The following is a 22,254-nucleotide window of genomic DNA, read 5'->3' on the forward strand; positions in this document are numbered from 1 at the left end:
ACGGGGCGCGGCAGACGACTGGGCGGCACCCCCGACCGATAGACTCACCGACCATGACCACGACGGGGACCTCCGACGGCGCTCGACGCCGTATCGGAGTGATGGGCGGGACCTTCGACCCCATCCATCACGGTCACCTCGTCGCGGCCAGCGAGGTCGCCCACCGGTTCGGTCTCGACGACGTGGTGTTCGTCCCCACCGGCGAGCCGTGGCAGAAACGGGGCCGGGCGGTGTCACCGGCCGAGGACCGCTACCTGATGACGGTCATCGCCACGGCCTCCAACCCGCGCTTCTCGGTCAGCCGCGTCGATATCGACCGGGACGGACCGACCTACACGCTCGACACGCTCAAGGACCTGCTGCGCCAGCACCCGGACACCGATCTGTACTTCATCACGGGCGCCGACGCGCTGGAGAAGATCCTCACATGGCGCGGGTGGGAGGAGATGTTCGACTTCGCCACGTTCGTCGGGGTCTCCCGGCCCGGGTTCGAACTGTCCGACACACACCTCGCCGAGATCAGGGACGGGCGCGTCTACCTGCTCGAGATCCCCGCGCTGGCCATCTCGTCCACGGAGTGCCGCCGCCGGGCGGCCGAGGACGCGCCCGTGTGGTATCTCGTGCCGGACGGTGTCGTGCAGTACATCGCGAAACGCAATCTCTACCGGCCCGAGGGCTCGACCCGCCTGGACGGCACCCCCGCAGCGACGGCCCCGGTACACCGGGTGCCCGTCCCCACCGATCCCCACCCCGAGGAGAATTCCCAGTGACCGCAAGCCCCGAGGCCCTTGAGATGGCCGCCATCGCGGCCCGCGCCGCCGACGACAAACTGGCGACCGACATCGTCGTCATCGACGTCTCCGGCCAGCTCATCATCACCGACTGTTTCGTCCTGGCGTCCGCCGACACGGAGCGACAGGTCAACTCCGTCGTCGACGAGATCGAGGACAAGCTGCGCGAGGCCGGCCACAAGCCGCTGCGTCGAGAGGGCACCCGTGAGGGGCGGTGGGCACTGCTCGACTACAACGAGCTGGTCGTGCACGTCCAGCACGTCGACGAGCGTGACTACTACTCGCTCGACCGCCTGTGGAAGGACTGCCCGGTCGTCGAGATCGAGGGCGTCGAGACGTCGCGACGGTCCGCTGACGACGCCGGCAACGCCGACGACTCGCTCGCGCCGGAGGAACCACAGCGGGACCAGGAGCTCTGAACCACCCGGTGACCCGACGTCTCATCCTCCTGCGCCACGGCCAGACGCACTACAACGCCTCGTTGCGGATGCAGGGACAGCTGGACACCGAGCTCAGTGAGCTGGGTGAGCGGCAGGCCCACGCCGTCGGCCGCGTGCTGGCACCCCGTCGCCCGTGGACGATCCTGTCCTCGGACCTGCAGCGGGCGCACGAGACGGCGAAGGCGTTGGCCACCGAGGTGGGATTGGACGTCCGCACCGACCCGCGGCTGCGGGAGACGCACCTGGGCACCTGGCAGGGCATGAGCCACTCGGAGGTCGACGGGCAGTGGCCCGACGCCCGGGTCCGGTGGCGCAGCAGCCCGCGGTGGTCCCCGCCGGAGGGCGAGAGCCGTCTGGACGTGGCGCGGCGGACCCGAGAGGTCGTCGACGAGCTGGTCGAGTCGTCGCCGGATTGGAGCGAGCACCCCGCCGTGATCGTCGCCCACGGCGGCGCGATCGCGGCCCTGACCGCGTCGCTGCTCGAGCTGCCGGTGGAGCAGTACTCGGTGTTCAACGGACTGGGCAACACCTGCTGGGTGCAGCTGTCGGCGCACGTCCGCCCCGAGGGCACGGCCGCGCAGCCTCCCGAGTCCGAGGTCGGCCCCACCACCGAGGCCGCCCGAGGTGTTCTGTGGCGCCTGGACCAGTGGAACGCCGGCATCACGCCTCCGGTGGGCTCGTCATGACGATCCGCCTGGTCACCGACTCGAGTGCCGACCTGCCGGCCGAGTGGGTCCGCGGGTTCGGCATCACGGTGGTGGGTCTGCACGTCGTGGAGGAGAACGACCGCGCGGTGTCCACGGCCGCGGTCACGCCCGACGAACTGGCGGAGATCTACGGAGAACTGCTCGCGGATCCCGACTGCACCGGCGTGGTGTCGGTGCACCTGTCCCGCGAGCTCTCGCGAACGTGGCAGTCGGCGGCCGACGCCGCGACCAGGTTCGGGGGCCGGGTCCTGGTCTCGGACTCCCGCGGAGCGGGCATGGCGTTCGGGGCCGCCGTCGCGCAGTGCGCGTGGGCGGCGGGGAACGGGCTCGGCCTGTCCGCGACCTACGAACTGGCCGAGCGGCTCTGCCGGGGCGCCTCGACGTACGCCGCACTGGAGTCACTCGAGAACCTGCGCAGAGGCGGCCGGATCAGTGCGCTCGCCGCGCTCTTCGGTAGTGCCCTGGCCATGCGCCCGGTGATCGTGTTGCGCAATGGATCGGTGGACCTGGCGGCCAAGGCCCGCACCACCACCAAGGCGCATGCGCGGCTGCGGTCCCTGCTGCGCGACGACGTGGCGCGCGGTGACGTGCTGGTGGTGGTCCACCACCACCAGGCGCGCGAGCGGGCCGAGGAGATGGCCACCGAGATCCGCAAGGAGACCCAGTTTCCGGAGCGGGTCATGATCGTCGAATTCGACGAGGTCCTCGCCTGGCACCTGGGGCCGGGAACAGTGGGTGTCTCGGTGACGGACCTGGTCGACACCGAATTCCCCATCCTTCCCCCCTCTCCACAGCCGGCGGACTGACGGCCGCGATCGGGGCCACCGCGGAGGATGTGCCGGGCTAGCTTCGCGCCATGCGAACCGAGACCCCGGCACGATCCGGCGGCCCCGTCGACTCCCACCGGGACCCTGCGCGGGCGGCCGCCCTGCACCGACTCGCCAGCGCACTCTCGCCGCCGGACGCCGACCGTCCCGCCGCGGTCGATCATCGTCCGGCCCCGGGCGACGCCCCTCCGGCAACCGGTGGTGGGCCCGGCCGGCTGGCCGCGGTGCCGTGGGCCGACCTCGACCCCGCGGGTGACCGGCCGGAGCGGATCCCGCCGCAGTACCCGGATGCGACCGCCTGGGCCGACCCGCCGTGGTGGGGTCGCATCCGGTGGGCGCCCGACCGGCTCGCCGGGATCGCCCTGGTGATGCTCGTGCTGGGTCTCGGCGCGTTCTCCGTGCACCGTCTGATCTCGTCCGTCCCCGAGGGGCCTGCGGTCCCCGACCTCCCGTTGGCGCAGGTGGGGGAGCCTGTCGCCGATCCCGCCGATCCCGCCGATCCCGCCGACGCGGCCACTGACGAGGGCGGCGCCTCGACCCGGCCCGCCCCGCCGTCCCCGGGGTCGGGGGGCGGGGAAGCGGGTACCGCCGGGGAACCGCTCGTCGTCTCCGTCGTCGGGCTGGTCGGCCGCAGCGGACTGGTCACCCTCGCGCCCGGCGCGCGCGTCGCCGACGCGCTCGACAGCGCGGGGGGTGTCCTGGAGGGCGGGGACCGGGACGGGCTCAACCTGGCGCGCAAGGTCTCCGACGGCGAACAGATCCTCGTCGGGTCGGCCCCCGGCCCGGACGGGTCGGGAGGCCCGCGCAGCGACATCATCGGACCGGGCCCCGGCCCCGGCCCCGGCCCGGGGCCGGGTTCTGGTGCGGGGCCGGGAACGGCGGGGACCGGCGCGCCAGCGGGCGGCCCACCGGATCCGGGAGGAGGTGGGGGTCTGGTCGATCTCAACACCGCCGACGCGGCGGCACTCGAGTCGTTGCCCGGCGTGGGGCCGGTGACCGCGTCGTCGATCCTGGCGTGGCGGGCCGCGAACGGGTCGTTTACCAGCGTCGACCAGCTGGTGGAGGTCGACGGTATCGGGCCGGCGACCCTGGCACGGCTCCGGCCGCTGGTCACGGTGTGAGCGACCCGGTCGACACGTCACGGCGCCGGATCCCTGCGGCGCGGGATCTGCGGTTGGTCGTGCCGACGCTCGCGGTGTTCGCGGCCACGGCCGCGACGGGCGTGGTCCGCCCGGCTCTCGCCGCCGCCGTCGCGGTGGTGTTGGCGGCGGCCGCGGTGGTCGCCGCGCTGTGGTCCGTCGGCGGGTCGACCGGTTCCGGGCACGGGGTGCGTGAGCGACTCGACCGCGCCGCGCTGGGCGTCCTCGCGGTGGTGTGCGCGACGGGCGCGGTTGCGGCGGGGGTACAGGCCGCCCGGGTGCACGCCCTGTCCGCGCACCCGCTGAACGATCTGGTGGGCGCGCGGACAGGGGTACAGGCGGTGGTGACCGGGTTTGACCGGCCGATCCGCGGCGGCGGGGTGATGGTGCCGGTCCGGGTGGAGTCCACCGGGTCGGGGAGCTCGGCGCGCGAGGCCGAACTCGACGTGGTGCTGCTGGCCCGCAACGGCTGGCGGGGGCTCGCGCCGGGGACCCGGGTGGAGGCATCGGTGGCGGTGGTGGAGCCGCGATCCGCGGGAGAACCACCTGCACTCCGGGCGCTGTCCCCGCCCCGCGTGACGGCCCCACCCGGATGGTCCGGACAGATCCCGGCGGCGGTGCGGGAGCGGCTCCGGCAGGTCTCCGGCCGCGCACTCGAGGGAGAGGCCGCCGGGCTGCTCCCCTCCTTCGTCCTGGGCGACGAGGGAGGGGTCTCCGCCCGGACCCGGGACGAGTTCCGGGCGGCGGGGCTGGCGCATCTCGCGGCGGTCTCGGGCGCCAACACCACCTACGTCGTGGGGGCGGTCCTGCTCGCCGCGGCGGCTCTCGGGGTGGGGCGACGCGGGCGGATCGTGGCGGCAGGACTCGCCCTGGGCGGGTTCGTGGCCGTGGTCGGCCCGGAGCCGGCCGTTCTGCGGGCCGCCGGCACCGGGGCCATCGGTCTGGCGGCGCTGGGCGCCCACCGCACCGGCCGCCCGCTGGCCGCCCTGGCGGCGGTGGTCCTCGTCGTCGCCCTCCTCGATCCCGCCACCGCCACCGGGACGGGCTTCGTCCTGTCCGTCACCGCGACCGCCGCTCTCGTTCTGGCCGCGAGGCCGGTGGCGCAGCGGATCCGTCGACCGTGGATGCCCGGGCCGGTCGCCGACATCCTGGCGGTCTGCGTCGTCGCCCACCTGGCGACGCTTCCGGTGCTCGTGGCCTCGGGATTGGGCCAGGGGCCGTGGGCGCTGCCCGCGAACATCGCCGTCGCCCCGGCCGTCCCACTGGTCACGGTGCTCGGTACGGCGGCGGCCGCGCTCGGTCCGGTGTGGGAGGGCGGTGCGGTCCTGCTCGCCGCGGCCTGCGCCCCCGCACTGTGGTGGCTCGAGACCGTCGCCGACATCGCTGCCGGGCTGCCGGGCTCGCCACCCGTCATGCCCGGGTGAGAAGCTCCTGGTCGCGCACCAGGTCGAGCGACAGCGTTCGGTAGCCCTGTTCCTCGAAGAACACGGTGAGCCGGTCGTCGTCGACGCTCATGACGATCCCGGATCCCCACTCGCGGTGCACGACCGCGGACTGCAGGGGGAAGTCCGCCGCGTCGTGGGTGAGGTCGACGGCGGTGCCCGCGTCGCAGGTGTCGCAGTTCCCGCACGGGTCCGCGAGCTCCTCGCCGAAGTAGCCGAGCAGGAACTGGCGGCGGCACCCGTCGGTCTCGGCGTATCCGCGCATCATCCCGATCCGCGAGCGATCGATCCGCTCGAACATCTCCGAGGTCTCCTCGGCCCGGCGGACCGCCTCCTTCGGCCGCACGTCCTCGACGAGTTCCAGCCCCTTCCGGCCGGACTCGACGAGGGCCGCCGCCTCGAGCAGGTTGACCGCGCCCGTGACACGCCTCGGGCCGAAGTCGAGGGACTTCTTCAACCGGCTCAGCCGTACCGGGCCGTCGGCGCGACGCAGGTGCTTGATGACCGCGCGGATGACCTCCTCGTCGGCACTGTGCGACGAGAAGAAGCTGCGCAGACCGAGGTCCTCGCTGCGGTAGTGGAGTTCGATCGTCGCCGGCTCGCGGTCGCGTCCGGCCCGTCCCGCCTCCTGGTAGTACGTGTCGAGCGAGTCGGGGATGTCGGCGTGCAGGACGAACCGCACGTCCTCCTTGTCGATCCCCATCCCGAACGCGCTCGTCGCCACCACCACGTCGAGGTCACCGTCGAGGAAGGAGCCCAGCGTCTCCTCACGGTCGGCCGACTTCTGCCCGGCGTGGTAGGCACGGACCCTCAGTGAGCGATCCAAGTCGGCCGCTCGTGCAGCGATCCGCTCGGCGTACTCCTCGGTGGACCGGCGGGTGGCGGTGTAGACCAGGCCGGGGCCGGCGAGTTCGACGGCCCGCTCCACGACCGCGTCCTTTTTGCCGTCGTCCTCGACGTGTCGTCTCACCGCGAGGTGCAGCTCCGACCGGTCGAACCCGCCGGCCAGCACCAGGGCGTCGGTCATGGCGAGTCGGTCGACGATCTCCTCGCGGACCGGGGTCGAGGCGGTGGCGGTGAGCGCGATGACGGTGGGGGACCCCATCCGGTGGCGGGCGGCGTCCAGCCGCAGGTAGTCGGGCCGGAAGTCGTGGCCCCAGGCGGAGACGCAGTGCGCCTCGTCGACCACGAGGAAGCTCGGCCCGGCCGCACGGATCCGTTCGAGGACCTCGCGTTTGGCCAGCTGCTCGGGGGTGAGGAACACGAAGTGGACGCGCCCCGCGACGACCTCGTCCCAGGCCTCCGCCTGCTGTCGCACGCCCATCGAGGAATTGATCGCCAGCGACCGGGTGGGCGCGGAGTCCGCCACCGAGTTCAGCCCCTCGCACTGGTCGCTCTGCAACGCGATGAGCGGAGAGACCACCACACACGGCCCGTCCGCCATGATCCCGGCGAGCTGGTAGATGGCCGATTTGCCGTAGCCGGTGGGCAGCACCGCCAGCACGTCGCGACCACCCACCGCCGCCTCGATCGCCTCGGCCTGCAGCGGGCGCAGGTCGTCCCAGCCGAAGACGCGGTGCGCCACCTCGTGGGGATCGGTGGCCTCGGCCCGGGTCGTCGTCACGTGTGCGTCCTCTCGAGTCGCGGTCGGGCTGCCCGCGGTGGGATGGTCCCGGATCGTCGAGCGTAAGCGCACCAGGCGGGGTGGTCCCACCGGACGCGCCCCCGGCCGGTCGTGGTGGTTCTCGCCGGTCGCTCAGCAGCCACCGGGCGGGCCATCAGGGTCGTCGAGGTCGCCGGGGTGGTCGATGTCGCGCGGTGACCCGGTGTCGTCGCACGGCACCTCGGTCACGAGGTGGGGGTGTGCCCGCAGGTAGTGACGGGCGCCCGCGTCTCCGGCCGCCGTGGCGATGATCCCGGGGAGGTGTGGCGCACCGAGGAGGACCGGGTGCGCACGGGTCCCGGCGTAGGTGGCGACCGCCAGTGACGCCTCGGCGGCGAGGACCCGGCGGACCGACTCCGGTCCCAGCCACGGCATGTCGACGGGGACCACCACCACGTCCTCGTCCCCGACCGCGGTGAGCCCGACGCGCAGGGAGGAGCCCATGCCGGTGTCCCAGTCCGGGTTGTGCACCACCTCGGCGCCGGGCACCTCCAGCTCGACCGCGCCACTGACCACCAGCACCCGGTCGCATCCGCCCGCGCGGAGAAGGCCCACCGCGCGGTCCACCAGGCGGACACCGCGGAAGTCGACGAGGGCCTTGGGGCCGCCGAACCGTCTGCCGGCGCCCGCGGCCAGGACGAGGCCGGTCATCGGGGCACGGTCGCGTCGAGGCCGGAACCGGGCCCACCGTCCCGGGGCCGACGGCGCACGACCTCGAGCAGCGGACTCACGCCACCAGTATCCCCCGACGGCTAGGGCGTGGGCATGCCGCCGGTCACCGCGAGCGTCTCGCCGATCACGTAGCTCGACTCGGGCGAGGCCAGGAACACGTAGGCGGGTGCCAACTCGGTGGGCTGCCCGGCACGGCCGAGCGGGGTGGAGTGCCCGAACTCGGGCAGCTCGTCCTTGGGTTGCCCGTCCGACACCTGTAGAGGCGTCCAGATGGGGCCGGGCGCCACGGCGTTCACCCGGATGCCCTTGGGGGCGAGCTGCTGGGCCAGCCCCTTGGTGAAGTTGTTGATCGCGGCCTTGGTGGACGCGTAGTCCAGCAGGTTCGGCGGCGCCATGTAGGCGACCACGGAGGTCGTGTTGATGATCGTGGACCCGGGCTCCAGGTGGCGCAACGCGGCCCTGGTCACCCGGAACATCCCCACGATGTTGACCTCGAAGGTGTCGGTGAGCTGCTCGTCGGGCAGGTCCTCGAGCGCGGGTGCGACCACCTGCTTGCCCGCGTTGTTGACGAGGATGTCGAGGCCTCCGAGCCGCTCGACGGCGGTGTCGGCGAGGCTCTCGCAGAACGCGCGGTCGGTGAGGTCGCCGGGGATGAGCGCGGCGGTGCGGCCCTCGCGTTCGATGATCTCGGCGACGGCACGGGCGTCGGGTTCCTCGTCGGGCAGGTGGTGGATGGCCACGTCGGCGCCCTCGCGGGCGAAGGCGATCGCCACTGCGGCCCCGATGCCCGAGTCGCCGCCGGTGATGAGCGCCCGGCGGCCGGTGAGCCGACCGGTGCCGCGGTAGGAGTGCTCGCCGAGGTCCGCCTTGGGTTCGAGCCGCGCGTCGAGTCCCGGCTCGTCCTGGTGCTGGACCGGCGGTTCGATGGAGGGGTAGCGGGTCGCCGGGTTCTGGAACGTCAGCTGGTCGGTCGTCTCGGTGTCGGCGTCCTGGTTCTCGCTCATGTCGTTCCCTTCGATGCCCGGACACCGCGCATGGTGGCGCTCCGCGTCGGCGTCGCTCGGTCGGATTGGCTCGTGGCCCCGAAATTACGTGGGGGAGCGGGCGGGGTCGACCGGTCGGGCGCGGTGGTGGTGCGGGCCTGTCGGCGCGGCGTGGCACGATGACTGGGATAGACGGCAACGACGACGACAACGACGACACCAACAACGACGACGACGACGAGGAGCGCAGATGGCATCGGGGTCCGCACCGGCTGTGTTGCACCTGGTGTTGGGCGAGGACGAGTTCCTCACCGAACGCGCCACCACGGGCGTCGTGTCGACGGTGCGTGCCGCGACCCCGGCCGGGCAGGACCCGCCGGTGGTCTCGAGGCTCGGTGGGCCCGAGGTCACCGCCCCGCAGTTGTTCGAACTGCTCTCGCCTTCCTTGTTCGGCGAGGCCCGCATCGTGGTGATCACCGGCGCGGCGGAGCTGGGCAAGGACGCCCAGTCTGCGGTGCTCGGCGCGGCCCGTGATCTACCCCCCGAGACGGTTCTGGTCGTCCAGCACACCGGTGGCGGCCGCGCCAAGGCCCTGGTGGCGGACCTGCGCAAGGCGGGGGCCGAGGAACACGCGGCCGGCAAGCTCACCCGGCACATGGACGTGGTCGGCTTCGTCCGCTCCGAGTTCCGGACACTCGACGTGAGGGTCGCGCCCGAGGCCTGCGAGGCCCTGGTGGAGGCGGTGGGCACGGACCTGCGGCAGTTGGCGTCGGCGTGCGGTCAGCTCGTGGCCGACACCGGCGGCAAGGTCGACGTGGAGGCGGTGCGGCGCTACCACTCGGGGGTCGTGGGGGTCAGCGGGTTCACCGTGGCCGAACGCGCGGTCACGGGGGACGTGGCCGGCGCGATCGAGGCACTCGAGTGGGCCATGCACACCGGCGTCCCGCACGTCGTGCTCGCGGATGCCCTGGCCGACGCGGTGAACTCCATCGCCCTGGTCGGTACCCAGCGGGGAGTGCCGCCGGCCGACCTGGCCCGGCAGGGCCTGCCGCCGTGGAAGGTCAAGAAGGTCACCGCCCAGACCCGGTACTGGTCCATCGAAACCCTGGGCAGCGCGCTGCAGGTCGTCGCCACCCTCAACGGCGAGGTCAAGGGCGGGGCGGAGGACACGTCCTACGCCCTCGAGCGCGCCGTCCGCGCGGTCGGGACGCTTGCGTCCGCCGGCTGACCGGGCCCGCACAGCGGGGACGTGAGCGGACCCGCATCGGGGACACGTCGGCCACTCACACGCAGGCCCCACACACGACAGCCACCCATACGACGAGGGCCCACCTCACGCACGTGGTGCGGGGTGGGCCCTCGGAGCCTCGTCACGTCAGGCGAGCAGACGTGGGGCTGGGTGCCTCCCGGTCAGGGGAGGGACCGGGGTGCTCAGAGGCTGTTGACAGCCTTGGTGAGCGCCGACTTCTTGTTGGCGGCCTGGTTCGGGTGGATGACACCCTTGCTGGCGGCCTTGTCGAGCTGACGGGAGGTGGCGACGAGCAGGGCGCCGGCCTTCTCCTTGTCACCGGCCGCGGTGGCCTCACGCAGGCTGCGGATGGCGTTACGCAGGCCCGACTTGGTCGACTGGTTGCGGAGGCGGTTGCGCTCGTTGGTGAGGTTCCGCTTGATCTGGGACTTGATGTTGGCCACTCGTCACACCTTTTTGTCGTGTGTCGACGGCTCCACGAGGGGATCCCGCCGATCGGATGTCTTGTCGTCTCGTCCGCGCGGACACGTGCACAACGTGCTCCGGTGGACACCGACGACCCACTTTACCAGCGGGGGTGTCACCGGCCAAAACGTGCGGCGACGCCTCCGTTGATCCCCGGGCCCGGAGGGCCGCTCGTGCTCAGCGCCAGCCGTAATCGGCGCGGAGCCGATCGGCGACCGCCTCGAACTTCGGCCGCGGGCAGATCGCGCCCTCGCGGCGGATGCCTTGTTCGGGAACGTCCAGCACGCGGTCGAGGCGTACCCAGCTCGGTCGGCCCTCGGGGTCCCAGGGGCCCGATCCGAGCCCGAGCCACCCCTCGTTGTCGTCCCTGGAGTGCTGCGACGAGAGCTGGAGGCCGAGCAGGCGGTCCCCGTCGCGCCCCACCACCAGGACCGGGCGGTCCTTGCCGCGGCCGTCGTTCTCCTCGAACTCGACCCAGGTCCACACGATCTCGCCGGGGTCGGCGTGGCCGTCGAGGTCGGGCGCGTAGGCGATCCGGCGGGCCCGGCTCGAGGTGGGGGCGGTGCCGGTGGTGGCGGGCCGTCCCCCGCCACCGACCTCCGGGGACAGGGCGGGGGAGACCCCACGGTCGTCCAGCCGCCTACGTACCTCGCGCGCGACGGTCGGTCCGTACCTGCGGCCCACGCGGACCGCCGTTCGACCCACCCGGGCCCAGTCGATAGCCATGGGCGTCAGCGTAACCGCCCTATGATCTCGACATGGACATGCTGTTGGCAGTGGTGTGGGCGGACGACGACGTCCCGGTGGATCCTGCGGACGCCGCGGGCCTGCGGGCACGGATCGCGGACGCCGTCGAGGGGCCGCTGGCCGCCCTCGGGGTGGAGGAGTACCTGCTCAACGTGCGCGACGAGGCGGTCTCGGGCGCGATGATCGACGTCCGGGTCACGCCGCGGCCGGTGCTGGCGGCGCTGCGCGCCCGCGTGCCGGTCGCCTCGGCTTCCGCGTGCGCCGACCTGATGGAGGCACTGCGCGAGCTGGGGCCGGTGTCGGCCTGGTCGGTCACCGCCTCCGAGCCGCTGCCCGCGGCCGGACCGGGGCCGGACGGCCGGTGCGAGGGGATGGCCAACCTGGCGTTCCTGCGGCGGCCGGAGCGCATCGGCCGGGAGGAGTGGCTGCGCACCTGGCTCGAGGAGCACACGCAGGTCGCGATCGACACCCAGTCCACCACCGCCTACACCCAGCACGTGGTGGTCCGCGCGTTGACCGCCGACGCACCGGTGATCGACGGGATCGTGGAGGAGGTCTTCCCCATCGAGGCCGCGACGGACCTGGGGGTGTTCTTCGACGCCGGCGGTGACGACGCGCGCATGGCGGCCAACATCGAGGCCATGACCGCCTCGACCGGACGGTTCCTCGACGACGGCACGGTGGACGCCGTCCCCACAGGGCGGTACGTGATGGGAGTTCCCGGCGCGGGCGTGTGACAATGGGGTGATCGCCCGGTCGGACCGCACCCAGCCACGCCCGGGCCCGCCCGAGGAGTGATCGAGATTCCCAACTTCGCAGAGACGACGTTCACCGATCCCGCCAGGATCAGGAACTTCTGCATCATCGCCCACATCGACCACGGCAAGTCGACGCTCGCCGACCGCATGCTGCAACTCACCGGCGTGGTCGAGGAGCGGCTCATGCGCGCCCAGTACCTCGACCGGATGGACATCGAGCGCGAGCGCGGCATCACCATCAAGGCGCAGAATGTCCGCTTGCCGTGGGTGCCGCGGTCCGGCCCCCACCAGGGCGAGGAGATCGTCCTGCACATGATCGACACCCCGGGCCACGTGGACTTCACCTACGAGGTCTCCCGCGCGCTCGAGGCGTGCGAGGGTGCGATCCTGCTGGTCGACGCCGCGCAGGGCATCGAGGCCCAGACGCTGGCCAACCTCTACCTGGCCATGGAGAACGACCTCGAGATCATCCCGGTGCTCAACAAGATCGACCTGCCGGCGGCGGACCCGGACCGGTTCGCCGAGGAGATCTCCCACATCGTCGGGTGCGAGCCGGACGACGTGCTGCGGGTCTCCGGCAAGACGGGCATGGGCGTCGAGGCGCTGCTGGACAAGGTGTGCGAGAAGGTCCCCGCGCCCGTGGGCGATCCGGACGCCCCGGCCCGCGCGATGATCTTCGACTCGGTGTACGACACCTACCGCGGTGTGGTCACCTACGTCCGGGTGTTCGACGGCTCGCTCAACCCGCGCGAGAAGGTCAGGATGATGTCCACGGGCAGCACCCACGAGGCGCTCGAGGTCGGCATCATCTCGCCGGAGCCCAAAGCGACGAAGGGGCTCGGGCCCGGCGAGGTCGGTTATCTCATCACCGGCGTCAAGGACGTCCGCCAGTCCAAGGTCGGCGACACCATCACCACCGCCCGCGGCGGGGCGGAGGAGCCGCTCGCGGGGTACGCCGAGCCCAACCCGATGGTCTTCTCCGGGCTGTACCCGATCGACGGGTCGGACTACCCGGTCCTGCGCGACGCCCTGGACAAGCTCCAGCTCAACGACGCCTCGCTGGACTACGAGCCGGAGACCTCGGTCGCGCTCGGGTTCGGCTTCCGCTGCGGCTTCCTCGGACTGTTGCACATGGAGATCACCCGGGACCGGCTGGAGCGCGAGTTCAACCTGGACCTCATCTCCACCGCCCCGAACGTGGTGTACCGCGTGGTCGCGGAGGACGGCAGCGAGCACCAGGTCACCAACCCGTCGTACTGGCCCGAGGGCAAGCATCGCGAGATCTTCGAGCCGATCGTCAAGTGCACGATCATCGTGCCCAGCGAGTACGTGGGCACGGTCATGGAGCTGTGCCAGTCCAAGCGCGGCGAGATGAAGGGCATGGACTACCTGTCCGAGACCCGCGTCGAGCTCCGGTACGTCATGCCGATGGGCGAGATCATCTTCGACTTCTTCGACTCGCTCAAGTCCCGCACCAAGGGTTACGCGTCGATGGACTACGAGGAGGCCGGCGAGCAGGTCTCCGATCTGGTCAAGGTCGACATCCTGCTGCAGGGCGAGGCCGTGGACGCGTTCAGCGCGATCGTGCACCGCGACTACGCCCAGGCCTACGGCAACAAGATGACGGGCAAGCTCAAGGAGCTCATCCCGCGTCAGCAGTACGAGGTGCCGATCCAGGCGGCGATCGGCGCGAAGATCATCTCCCGCGAGAACATCCGCGCGATCCGCAAGGACGTGCTCTCCAAGTGCTACGGCGGCGACATCAGCCGTAAGCGCAAGCTGCTGGAGAAGCAGAAGGAGGGCAAGAAGCGGATGAAGTCCATCGGGCGGGTGGACGTGCCGCAGGAGGCCTTCGTCGCGGCGCTGTCGGCGGATTCGAGCGCGGACAAGAAGTAGGCCCCGACACCGTGCGCGTGACTCACGCCCGCGCGCGGTGTCGGCGGACGGCGCACCGGTTGGTGCACCGCGTCGAGCAGTAGGTCTTGCGTCCGTTGCGGGTGGTGTCGGCGAAGACGGCGTCGCAGTCGTCGGCGGCGCACCGCGCGAGCCGGTCGATGCCTCGCGAGGTCAGGTGGAGTGCGGTGCCCACTGCGAACATGGCGGTGAGCAGGCGGGCGAAGGAGACGTCGTCGGCGCGGTAGTGCACGTGCCAGTGGCCGTCGTGGTCGGTCAGGCGCGGCGGTGCCGAGTGCTCGGCCAGGAGGGCGTTGAGGGCGTCGGCGCGCCCGTGCGGCGCAGTGGTGTCGACGACGACGAGCCACGCGTCCAGGAAGGCGTCGACCTCGTCCAGGTCCGCGTCCGAGGCGCTCCGGTCGATGGTCACCCCCGCCTCGCGACAGCGGTCCACCAGTTCGCGGGTGGTGCGGGGGCGGCGATTGGCCAGGTCGGCGGCCAGAGTGACCGGATCGGCCCCGTAAGGGTTGATATACACAAACCGATTACAGCACAGTGATCGCCATGCCCTCATCGTTCGCGGCCGTCGCCGCGTCCCCCGCACTCGGTGTGTCCGTCTGGGTGCTCGCCGCGCTCGTCCTGGCGGCGTTCGTCGCCGGGTGGGTGGACTCGGTGGTCGGCGGGGGAGGGCTCATCCAGCTGCCGGCGCTCGTCATCGCGCTGCCGGCGGAGGCCTCGACGCCGGAGATCCTCGGCACCAACAAATTGTCCTCGGTCGCCGGCACCCTGGTCGCGACCCTGACCTATCTCCGGAAGATCCGTGTGCCGGTGGCGATGGTGCTCCCACTGGTGGTGGCGGCTTTCGCGGGATCCGCGGCCGGGTCCTCGGTGGCCCGGTTCATCCCCAAGGAGCTCCTCACGCCGATCGTCCTGGTGGCCGTCGTGGCGGTGGGCGCCTACACCTACTTCACGCCGACCATGGGGCGGGTCCACGAGGAACGGCACACCGGTTGGTCGCGGACGTGGCGCTCGGCGCTCATCGGTGGGGTGATCGGGTTCTACGACGGGGTGCTCGGCCCGGGGACGGGGTCGTTCTTCGTCATCGCGATCGTCGCGTTCCTGGGGTTCGGGTTCCTCCAGGGCACCGTGGCGGCCAAGCTCGCCAATCTCACCACGAACATCGCCTCGATCCTGGTGTTCGGCCTCCACGGTGAACTGCTGTGGATCATCGGCGGGTGCATGGCGGTGGCCAACCTGGCCGGCGGGTTCCTCGGGGCGCGGATGGCGATGCGGCACGGCAACGAGTTCATCCGCACCGTGTTCCTCGTGGTCATCAGCATCCTGGCGGTGAGACTGGCCTGGGAGACCGCCACGCAGTGGCTGTGACCCCTGGGCCCGCCGCGGCGGGCGCCGACGCGACCGCCGGCGGACGTAGACTCCCGCACATGACCCTTCCGAGCCCCGAGGCCTCCCGTCATCCGCTGCTCGACGAGTCGCCGTTGCCGTACGGCCTGCCGGACTTCGCTGCCATACGGGAGGAGGATCTGGAGCCGGCCATCCGGACCGCGATCGACGACCACGCGGCCGAGGTCGCCGCGATCGTCGCCAACCCGGAGCCGGCGACGGTGGACAACACCGTGGTCGCCCTCGAGCGCTCGGGCCTGGCCCTGAACCGGGTGCTGTCGGTGTTCTACGGCCTGCTCGGCCCGGACGCCACCAAGGCCCGCCTCGACGTGGACCGGGTCGTCTCGCCGCTGCTGGCCGCGCACCATTCCGCGGTGATGACCAATCCGGTTCTGTTCGGCCGGGTGGACGCGGTGCTCTCCGCTCTGGAGGCGGGGGAGTTGGAGGTCGACGACGAGACGGAGCGGCTCGTGCGCCGCCACCACCGCGACCTGCTGCGCGCGGGCGCCGCCCTCGACGACGCCGGCCGGGCCCGACTCACCGCCATCGACACCAGGCTGGCCGAGTTGACCACCGAGTTCGGCGAGAACCTGCTGGCCTCGACCACGGAAATGGCCGTCCCGGTCTCCGACGAGGCCGAACTCGCGGGCCTGTCGGAGTCCATGCGGTCCACGCTCGCCGCGGTCGCCGCCGAGTCGGGGCGAGAGGGGTGGCTGATCCCACTGGGGCTTCCCACCGTGCAGCCGATCAGCGCCCTGCTCGACGACGCCGGTCTGCGCCACCGCGTCATGGAGGCCTCACTCGGTCGGGGCGCGACGCCGGGCCACGACAACACCCCGGTCGTGCTGGAGATCGTCCGCCTACGCGCCGAGCGGGCGCGGCTGCTCGGGCTGGGATGCCACGCGGAGCACGTCCTTGCGGTAGAGACCGCCGGATCGCCCGAGGCGGCTCGCGGGCTGCTGCTCGACGTGGTCGACGCGGCCGTGACCAACGCCCGCAACGAGGCCAAGGACCTGCTCGGCGGCGACGACCGTGAACTGAACCCGGCCGACTGGGCCTGGGCGTCCGAGCGGCTGCGGGCCGAGCGGTTCCAGGTCGACGACGCGACCGTCCGTCCCTACTTCGAGCTCGAGCGGGTGCTGCGTGACGGGGTGATGCACGCGGCATCCGAGCTGTACGGGCTGCGCTTCGCCGAGCGGAACGACCTGCGCGGGTTCCTCCCCGACGTCCGGGTCATCGAGGTGTTCGACGACGAGCGGGCCGAGCCCGACGCCGGCGTGGGGCTCCTGCTGTTGGACTACTACGCCCGCCCGACCAAGCGCGGCGGGGCGTGGATGAGCTCGTTCCGCGACCAGTCCCGGCTCCTGGATTCGCGGCCCGTCGTCGTCAACGTCATGAACCTGGCCCGTCCCGCGGCGGGGCAGCCCACGCTGCTCACGATGGACGAGGTCACCACGATGTTCCACGAGTTCGGGCACGCCCTGCACGGGCTGCTGTCGGACGTGGAGTACCCGGTGTTCTCCGGCACCTCCGTGCCCCGGGACTTCGTCGAGTTCCCCTCCCAGGTCAACGAGATGTGGGCGCGTCGACCAGAGATGCTCGCGCACTATGCCCGGCACGTGGAGACGGGGGCGCCGATCGTCGAGGACCTCGTCGAGCGAATGCGGGAGGCCGAGCGCTTCGGTGAGGGGCAGGCGACCGTGGAGTACCTCGGGGCGGCACTGCTCGACCTGGCCTGGCACTCCCTGTCGCCGGAGGAGGCCGACGCCGTCACCGACGTCGACGAGTTCGAGGCCCGCGTCCTCGCCGAGGCAGGTCTCGACGTCCCCGGCATAGAGCCGCGTTACCGGTCCCGGTACTTCCAGCACATCTTCGCGGGCGGGTACTCCGCCGCGTACTACTCCTACTTCTGGGCCGAGGTGCTCGACGCCGACGCCACCGAGTGGTTCGTCGAGAGCGGGGGCCTGACGCGGTCCTCGGGCGAGCGGATGCGGCGCGAGGTGCTGTCCCGGGGCGGGGCCATCGACTTCCTCGACGCCTACCGCCGCATGCGGGGGTCGGAGCCGAGCACCGCCGCGCTGCTGCGTCGGCGTGGGCTCGACTCCTCGGTGGTGGGAGGCCACGGGGTCGCCACCGCCGGGCGGTCGTAGGATCGGGACGTGACGGCGTTCCTGCAGTTCTGGGACAGAGTCGAGCTCTGGCTCGCCACCCTGCCGTTCCCGTTGCAGGTGATGCTCCTGCTCGTGATGGGGCTCCCGCTGTTCTTCCTCGTCGCGGTGGCGGTCGAGAAGGGCGCGGATGTCCTCGTCCACCGGTTCCGGGCGCTCGTCGCCCCGAGGACCGTCGAGACCCGGAAGGAGGTCCGTTGATGCCCCGGTCGCGTGTGACACTCGCCCTGGTCCTGCTGATCGCGCTCGTCGTGATCGCATGGGTCCTCGTCGAGGTGCTCTGACCCCCGTTCCACGGCAGGAATTCCGCGATCGCCGCGGAATTCCAACCACCGCCACGCGGCGCCGTCCGGCCGTACACTCCTCGACATGCAGCGCTTGAGTGGGCTCGATGCCAGCTTCCTCTACTTCGAGACCAGGTCCCAGCTCCTGCACGTGTGCGGGCTGATCGTCCTGGACGTCTCCGGGATGGAGGACGGGTACTCCTTCGAGGCCCTGCGAGCCGAGCTCCGACGTCGGATCACCGCGATGCCGCCGTTCCGGCGCAAGTTGCACGACTCGCTGCTCAACGTGGACCATCCGGTGTGGGTCGAGGCCGAGGACTTCGATATCGACCACCACCTCCACCGCGTCGGTATACCGGAGCCCGGCGGGGACCACGAGCTCGCCGAACTGTGCGCCCACCTGGGCAGTCAGCCGATCGACCGGTCCATGCCGCTGTGGCAGATGTACGTCATCGAGGGACTGCCGGACGGCCGGGTCGCGGTCTTCGCCAAGATGCACCACTCGACCGTCGACGGCGTCACCGGCGCCAACATGCTCTCGCAGCTGTGCACCCTCTCCCCGGACGAGCCGGAGCTCGACGAGGAGCTGGTCGAGGAGACCGCCGGTGGATCCGGCGCCCTGGAGCTCGCCGTCGGTGGTGCCCTGTCGCGCCTGGCCACGCCGTGGCGACTCGCCTCCCTGTTGCCGGGGACGGTCGGGGTGCTCCCGTCCTGGATCAACCGCGCCCGCAAGGGACTGGCGATGCCCGCGCCGTTCACCGCCCCGCGCACCCCGTTCAACCGCACGATCACCGGACACCGGTCGATCTCCTACGCGAGTGTGGACCTGGCGGACATCAAGCGGGTCAAGAACGCGTTCGGCACCACGGTCAACGACGTGGTGCTCGCCGTCTGTTCGACCGCTCTGCGCAAGTACCTCGACGACCGCGACGCACTGCCGCGCAAGCCGCTCATCGCCATGGTCCCCATGTCGGTGCACGCCGCGGAGTCGCGCCCCGGCACCAATCGTGTCTCGGGCATGTTCATGTCCCTGGCCACCGACATCGACGACCCGGTCGGTCGGCTCGAGGCGATCCGCGACGCCAACACCGTCGCCAAGGACCACACCGACGCGCTGGACGCCAACCTGCTCACCGACTGGGCGCAGTTCGCGGCGCCCTCGGTGTTCGGTTCCGCGGTCCGCATGTACTCGCGACTCCGGCTGTCCGAGCGCCACCCCGTGGTGCACAACCTCGTCATCTCGAACGTGCCCGGCCCCAACTTCCCGCTGTACTTCCTCGGCGCGAAGATCGAGAAGATGCTGCCCCTGGGCCCGGTCTTCCACGGCGCGGGCCTCAACTGCACCGTGATGTCGCTGGACGGCAGTCTGCACTTCGGGTTCATCGGGTGTCGTGACCTCGTCCCGGATCCCTGGCCGTTGGCGAACGCGGTCGAGGACGCCCTGGCGGAGTTCGTGGTCGCGGCGGAGGAGCGGGAGAAGAGCGGCACCCCCACTGCCGCGCGCAAATCGGCGGGCGAGTTGGCGCAGGAGCGCAAGGAGCAGCGCAGTGCTGCCCGCCAGGCGTCCAAGGAGTCCGCGAAGTCGGGGTCCAAGGCCACGGCGGTGATCGGACGCGATCGTTCCTCGACCCGGGAGGCCACGCAGGACGAGTCCGGCGCGGGCGCGGCGTCTCGGCCCGCCGCCGGAGAGGCGGGTGCCACGACGGCGCCGGCGAAGAAGGCGCCCGCGAAGAAGGCGCCTGCGAAGAAGGCTCCGGCCAAGAAGGCGCCCGCGAAGCAAGCGCCCGCGGAGAAGGTCTCGGCGGAAAAGGCTCCCGCGAAGAAGGCGCCCGCGAAAAAGGCGCCCGCGAAAAAGGCACCGGCGACGAAGGCTCCGGCAAAAAAGACCTCGGCAAGAAAGGCCCCGGCCACGACGAGTTCGCAGCAGAAGCGCGCGGCGAAGCCGACCGGGTCCAAGCCCGCAGCCTCCACACCGGCCGCGACCACACCGGCCGCGACCACGCAGACCGCGCCCACGCAGACCGCGCCCACGCAGACCGCGGCCGGGCCCGACCGTCGGACCACCGCGCCGGAGGCTCCCGCGGGACCGGGTACCCCCGACGATGCCGCCCAGGCACCGACCTACAGCGCGCCCGCGGCTACAGTCCTTGGCGACGACGAGATCTCGGCGACGCCGACCCCGCCGATCGAGACCCTGCCCGCCCCGGACCCGACTGGAGATGAGACCTCATCGGACACCCAGACCGGTCAGGTGTGACCGCCGCGCCCCACGACCCCGCCACACTGGCGAGCGCGCCCCCGCCCCGCGATCCGCGGGCGCCATTCGGCATCTACCTCCACGTGCCGTTCTGCTCCACCCGGTGCGGATACTGCGATTTCAACACCTACACCGCCGGCGAACTCGGCTCGGCGACCTCCCCGGTCGACTGGGAACGGGCCGCGGCGATCGAGATCGACCGGGCCGCGCAGGCCCTGGCCGCGGCGGGCACGCCCCCTCAGGTCGACACGGTCTTCATCGGCGGCGGCACCCCGTCGCTGGTCGGCGCGGACGTCCTCGTGGGCCTGCTCGAGCGCATCGACTCGGCGTTCGGGCTGGCGCCCGGCGCGGAGATCACCACCGAGAGCAACCCGGAGTCCACCTCGCCGGAGTTCTTCGCCCGACTGCGCGAGGGCGGATTCACCCGCATCTCGCTGGGCATGCAGTCGACGGCCGCCCACGTCCTGCGCGTCCTCGACCGGACCCACACCCCCGGACGCCCGCAGGAGGCGGTGGCCGAGGCCCTGCGGGCCGGGTTCGAGCACGTCAACCTCGACGTCATCTACGGCACCCCGGGCGAGACGGACGACGACCTGGCGCGGACACTCGACGCGGTCGTCGACGCCGGGGTCGACCACGTCTCCGCCTACTCGCTGATCGTGGAGGACGGCACCGCGCTGGCCCGCCGCATCCGCCGCGGTGAGATGTCGGGCACGGTCGACGACGTCCTCGCCGACCGTTACGAGCAGGTGGCCGAGCGTCTCGCCCGTGCCGGGTTCCACTGGTACGAGGTCTCCAACTTCGCCACCGACTCCTCGGGATACTGCCGCCACAACATGGGCTACTGGCGCGGCGGCGACTGGTGGGGCATCGGGCCGGGCGCGCACTCGCACGTCGCCGGGGCCCGGTGGTGGAACGTCAAGCATCCCGCCCGCTACGCCGCCGAGTGCGACGCGGGCCGGCTGCCCGTGGACGGCGGGGAACTCCTCACCGACACCGACCGCCACATCGAGCGCATCATGACCGGGCTCCGCCTGGCCGAGGGGCTCGACGACGGCGCCTTCACCGCCGACGAGCGGATCCGCGCCGACACCCAGGTGGCGGCCGGACTGCTCCGGCGACGGTCGGCCGGCGATCCTGCGGGTCCCGGTTACGCGCTCACCGAGGCGGGCCGGTTGTTGGCAGACGGGGTCGTGCGCGACGTCCTCGTCTGAGCCGTCGGCCCGGGAAGTGGCATAGAATCGCCACGACGAGGACAGGGAGGAGCGAGTATGTCGAGTACGGCCGATCGTAGGACCGACGTCTTACGGGCGATCGTCTCCGACTACATCGCCTCCCACGAACCGGTCGGGTCCAAGGCCCTCGTCGACCGGCACTCGCTGGGCGTGTCCAGCGCCACCATCCGCAACGACATGGCCGTGCTCGAGGCCGAGGGGTTCATCGTCCAACCCCACACCAGTTCCGGTCGGGTCCCCACGGAGAAAGGCTACCGGCACTTCGTCGACTCCATTGAGGAGATCACCCCGCTGTCGCGCGCGGAACGCCGGGCGATCCAGGCCTTCCTCGAGGGCGCCGTCGACCTGGACGACGTCCTCCGGCGGGCCGCACGGCTGCTGTCCCAGCTCACCCGTCAGGTCGCCGTCGTCCAGTACCCGGTCCTCGGTCGCTCCACGGTGCGCCACCTCGAGGTGGTGAGCCTGAGCCCCACCCGCCTGCTGCTGGTCCTCATCACCGACACCGGCCGCGTCGATCAACGGACGGTGGAGCTGGCCTCGCCGTTGACCGACGAGCTCCTCGGGGAACTGCGGACCCTGCTGTCCGAGGCCGTCGCCGACAAACGCCTGCCCGACGCCTCCGAGGCCCTGACCTCCACGGGCGACCGGGCCCGTCCCGAGATCCGCGACGCGGTCGAGCGCTGCGTCGCGGTCTTGGTCGGCACGCTCGTCGAACACCCCGACGACCGGATCGTCCTGGGCGGCACGGCCAACCTCACCCGCAGCGCCGCCGACTTCGACGGCTCCCTGCGCTCGGTCCTCGAGGCGCTCGAGGAACAGGTCGTGATCCTTCGCCTGCTCACCGCGGCCCACTCGGTGGGCCGGGGAGGGCCGGGGGGTGTCACCGTCCAGATCGGGGCGGAGACCCAGGCCGCCGAGATCCGCGGCGCCTCCGTGGTGTCCTCCCAGTACGGGGCGGAGGGCCAGACATTCGGTGGGATGGGGGTGCTCGGGCCCACACGGATGGACTACCCGGGAACAATCGCCTCGGTCGCCGCTGTTGCCCACTACGTGGGCGAGCTCATCACCGGGCGCTGACGTCCGTACGCTCCTTCCCGGAGCCAGATCTTCCTCTCGACGAAAGGCCACAC

General features: G+C 71.8%; 20 protein-coding genes and 1 pseudogene. 15 read left to right on the forward strand and 6 right to left on the reverse strand.

Features of this window, described 5'->3' with window-relative positions; all coding sequences use genetic code 11:
• Nucleotides 1-53: 53 nt before the first annotated feature.
• From nadD to G6R20_RS14995, 6 genes are read left to right on the forward strand one after another with little or no spacing between them, the layout of a single operon-like run.
• Complete coding sequence (gene nadD / locus G6R20_RS14970) at nt 54-770, forward strand: nicotinate-nucleotide adenylyltransferase (protein ID WP_096905766.1); 717 nt, start codon at nt 54-56, stop codon at nt 768-770.
• The gene (gene rsfS / locus G6R20_RS14975) at nt 767-1,210 is read left to right on the forward strand and encodes a ribosome silencing factor (RefSeq protein WP_120286302.1); all 444 of its coding nucleotides are present in this window, start codon (nt 767-769) and stop codon (nt 1,208-1,210) included. The genes nadD and rsfS overlap by 4 nt, the downstream gene beginning before the upstream one ends.
• An 8-nt stretch (nt 1,211-1,218) precedes the next feature.
• Nucleotides 1,219-1,917 (forward strand): histidine phosphatase family protein, encoded by a 699-nt coding sequence (locus G6R20_RS14980; protein ID WP_154830438.1) that lies wholly within the window; start codon nt 1,219-1,221, stop codon nt 1,915-1,917.
• Nucleotides 1,914-2,744 carry a DegV family protein gene (locus tag G6R20_RS14985; RefSeq protein WP_096907294.1) on the forward strand — a complete coding sequence of 277 codons (831 nt, stop codon included), beginning with the start codon at nt 1,914-1,916 and terminating at the stop codon, nt 2,742-2,744. The genes G6R20_RS14980 and G6R20_RS14985 overlap by 4 nt, the downstream gene beginning before the upstream one ends.
• A gap of 50 nt (nt 2,745-2,794) precedes the next feature.
• A complete protein-coding gene (locus G6R20_RS14990; protein WP_163376831.1) occupies nt 2,795-3,886 on the forward strand; it encodes a ComEA family DNA-binding protein in 1,092 nt (363 codons plus the stop codon).
• Nucleotides 3,883-5,328 (forward strand): ComEC/Rec2 family competence protein, encoded by a 1,446-nt coding sequence (locus G6R20_RS14995; RefSeq protein ID WP_163376832.1) that lies wholly within the window; start codon nt 3,883-3,885, stop codon nt 5,326-5,328. The genes G6R20_RS14990 and G6R20_RS14995 overlap by 4 nt, the downstream gene beginning before the upstream one ends.
• On the opposite strand, the gene G6R20_RS15000 is transcribed toward G6R20_RS14995, so the two are convergent.
• From G6R20_RS15000 to G6R20_RS15010, 3 genes are all read right to left on the reverse strand, one after another.
• Nucleotides 5,315-6,970 carry a RecQ family ATP-dependent DNA helicase gene (locus G6R20_RS15000; RefSeq protein WP_163376833.1) on the reverse strand — a complete coding sequence of 552 codons (1,656 nt, stop codon included), beginning with the start codon at nt 6,968-6,970 and terminating at the stop codon, nt 5,315-5,317. The two genes, G6R20_RS14995 and G6R20_RS15000, sit on opposite strands and share 14 nt — an antisense overlap.
• A gap of 132 nt (nt 6,971-7,102) precedes the next feature.
• A complete protein-coding gene (locus G6R20_RS15005) occupies nt 7,103-7,660 on the reverse strand; it encodes a nucleotidyltransferase family protein (RefSeq protein WP_163376834.1) in 558 nt (185 codons plus the stop codon).
• Between the two features lie 101 nt (nt 7,661-7,761).
• A complete protein-coding gene (locus G6R20_RS15010) occupies nt 7,762-8,685 on the reverse strand; it encodes an SDR family oxidoreductase (protein WP_154830433.1) in 924 nt (307 codons plus the stop codon).
• A gap of 229 nt (nt 8,686-8,914) precedes the next feature.
• On the opposite strand from G6R20_RS15010, the gene holA reads away from it, so the two are divergent.
• Complete coding sequence (holA, locus tag G6R20_RS15015; protein WP_163376835.1) at nt 8,915-9,892, forward strand: DNA polymerase III subunit delta; 978 nt, start codon at nt 8,915-8,917, stop codon at nt 9,890-9,892.
• 203 nt (nt 9,893-10,095) lie between these two features.
• On the opposite strand, the gene rpsT is transcribed toward holA, so the two are convergent.
• Nucleotides 10,096-10,356: a 30S ribosomal protein S20 gene (rpsT, locus tag G6R20_RS15020; RefSeq protein ID WP_163376836.1), complete on the reverse strand. Its 261-nt coding sequence runs from the start codon at nt 10,354-10,356 to the stop codon at nt 10,096-10,098.
• A 199-nt stretch (nt 10,357-10,555) separates the two neighbouring features.
• Nucleotides 10,556-11,104: a type II toxin-antitoxin system PemK/MazF family toxin gene (locus G6R20_RS15025; RefSeq protein WP_163376837.1), complete on the reverse strand. Its 549-nt coding sequence runs from the start codon at nt 11,102-11,104 to the stop codon at nt 10,556-10,558.
• Between the two features lie 32 nt (nt 11,105-11,136).
• Here G6R20_RS15025 and G6R20_RS15030 point away from each other — a divergent pair, with 32 nt between their 5' ends.
• Complete coding sequence (locus G6R20_RS15030; protein ID WP_163376838.1) at nt 11,137-11,862, forward strand: EthD domain-containing protein; 726 nt, start codon at nt 11,137-11,139, stop codon at nt 11,860-11,862.
• Between the two features lie 57 nt (nt 11,863-11,919).
• Nucleotides 11,920-13,779 carry a translation elongation factor 4 gene (gene lepA / locus G6R20_RS15035; protein ID WP_069389693.1) on the forward strand — a complete coding sequence of 620 codons (1,860 nt, stop codon included), beginning with the start codon at nt 11,920-11,922 and terminating at the stop codon, nt 13,777-13,779.
• Nucleotides 13,780-13,801: 22 nt separating this feature from the next.
• On the opposite strand, the gene G6R20_RS15040 is transcribed toward lepA, so the two are convergent.
• Nucleotides 13,802-14,314, reverse strand: coding sequence for a CGNR zinc finger domain-containing protein (locus tag G6R20_RS15040; RefSeq protein ID WP_069389694.1), 513 nt, complete (start codon nt 14,312-14,314; stop codon nt 13,802-13,804).
• 26 nt (nt 14,315-14,340) lie between these two features.
• On the opposite strand from G6R20_RS15040, the gene G6R20_RS15045 reads away from it, so the two are divergent.
• The 6 genes and pseudogenes from G6R20_RS15045 (at nt 14,341) to hrcA (ending at nt 22,201) form a co-directional block, all read left to right on the forward strand.
• Nucleotides 14,341-15,162: a TSUP family transporter gene (locus tag G6R20_RS15045; RefSeq protein WP_120286382.1), complete on the forward strand. Its 822-nt coding sequence runs from the start codon at nt 14,341-14,343 to the stop codon at nt 15,160-15,162.
• Between the two features lie 59 nt (nt 15,163-15,221).
• Entirely contained in the window at nt 15,222-17,330 is a 2,109-nt protein-coding gene (locus G6R20_RS15050; protein ID WP_163376839.1) for a M3 family metallopeptidase, read from the forward strand.
• A gap of 9 nt (nt 17,331-17,339) precedes the next feature.
• Complete coding sequence (locus G6R20_RS15055) at nt 17,340-17,549, forward strand: hypothetical protein (RefSeq protein ID WP_069389696.1); 210 nt, start codon at nt 17,340-17,342, stop codon at nt 17,547-17,549.
• Nucleotides 17,550-17,717: 168 nt separating this feature from the next.
• Nucleotides 17,718-19,097 (forward strand): annotated as a pseudogene (locus tag G6R20_RS18850) (wax ester/triacylglycerol synthase family O-acyltransferase); the annotation flags it as partial.
• An 818-nt stretch (nt 19,098-19,915) separates the two neighbouring features.
• Complete coding sequence (gene hemW / locus G6R20_RS15065; protein WP_240341501.1) at nt 19,916-21,103, forward strand: radical SAM family heme chaperone HemW; 1,188 nt, start codon at nt 19,916-19,918, stop codon at nt 21,101-21,103.
• 57 nt (nt 21,104-21,160) lie between these two features.
• The gene (hrcA, locus tag G6R20_RS15070; RefSeq protein ID WP_163376842.1) at nt 21,161-22,201 is read left to right on the forward strand and encodes a heat-inducible transcriptional repressor HrcA; all 1,041 of its coding nucleotides are present in this window, start codon (nt 21,161-21,163) and stop codon (nt 22,199-22,201) included.
• Nucleotides 22,202-22,254 lie beyond the last annotated feature (53 nt).

The organism is Dietzia sp. Alg238-R159 (genome assembly GCF_900537145.1).
Taxonomy (GTDB): Bacteria; Actinomycetota; Actinomycetes; order Mycobacteriales; family Mycobacteriaceae; genus Dietzia; species Dietzia kunjamensis.

Excerpts from the sequence above, each read along its gene's own strand:
- nadD (WP_096905766.1), top strand. The coding sequence starts at position 54 with ATGACCACGACGGGGACCTCCGACGGCGCTCGACGCCGTATCGGAGTG.
- G6R20_RS14985 (WP_096907294.1), top strand. The coding sequence starts at position 1,914 with ATGACGATCCGCCTGGTCACCGACTCGAGTGCCGACCTGCCGGCCGAG.
- G6R20_RS14990 (WP_163376831.1), top strand. The coding sequence starts at position 2,795 with ATGCGAACCGAGACCCCGGCACGATCCGGCGGCCCCGTCGACTCCCAC.
- G6R20_RS15005 (WP_163376834.1), bottom strand. The coding sequence starts at position 7,660 with ATGACCGGCCTCGTCCTGGCCGCGGGCGCCGGCAGACGGTTCGGCGGC.
- G6R20_RS15010 (WP_154830433.1), bottom strand. The coding sequence starts at position 8,685 with ATGAGCGAGAACCAGGACGCCGACACCGAGACGACCGACCAGCTGACG.
- holA (WP_163376835.1), top strand. The coding sequence starts at position 8,915 with ATGGCATCGGGGTCCGCACCGGCTGTGTTGCACCTGGTGTTGGGCGAG.
- G6R20_RS15025 (WP_163376837.1), bottom strand. The coding sequence starts at position 11,104 with ATGGCTATCGACTGGGCCCGGGTGGGTCGAACGGCGGTCCGCGTGGGC.
- G6R20_RS15030 (WP_163376838.1), top strand. The coding sequence starts at position 11,137 with ATGGACATGCTGTTGGCAGTGGTGTGGGCGGACGACGACGTCCCGGTG.
- G6R20_RS15045 (WP_120286382.1), top strand. The coding sequence starts at position 14,341 with ATGCCCTCATCGTTCGCGGCCGTCGCCGCGTCCCCCGCACTCGGTGTG.
- G6R20_RS15050 (WP_163376839.1), top strand. The coding sequence starts at position 15,222 with ATGACCCTTCCGAGCCCCGAGGCCTCCCGTCATCCGCTGCTCGACGAG.
- hrcA (WP_163376842.1), top strand. The coding sequence starts at position 21,161 with ATGTCGAGTACGGCCGATCGTAGGACCGACGTCTTACGGGCGATCGTC.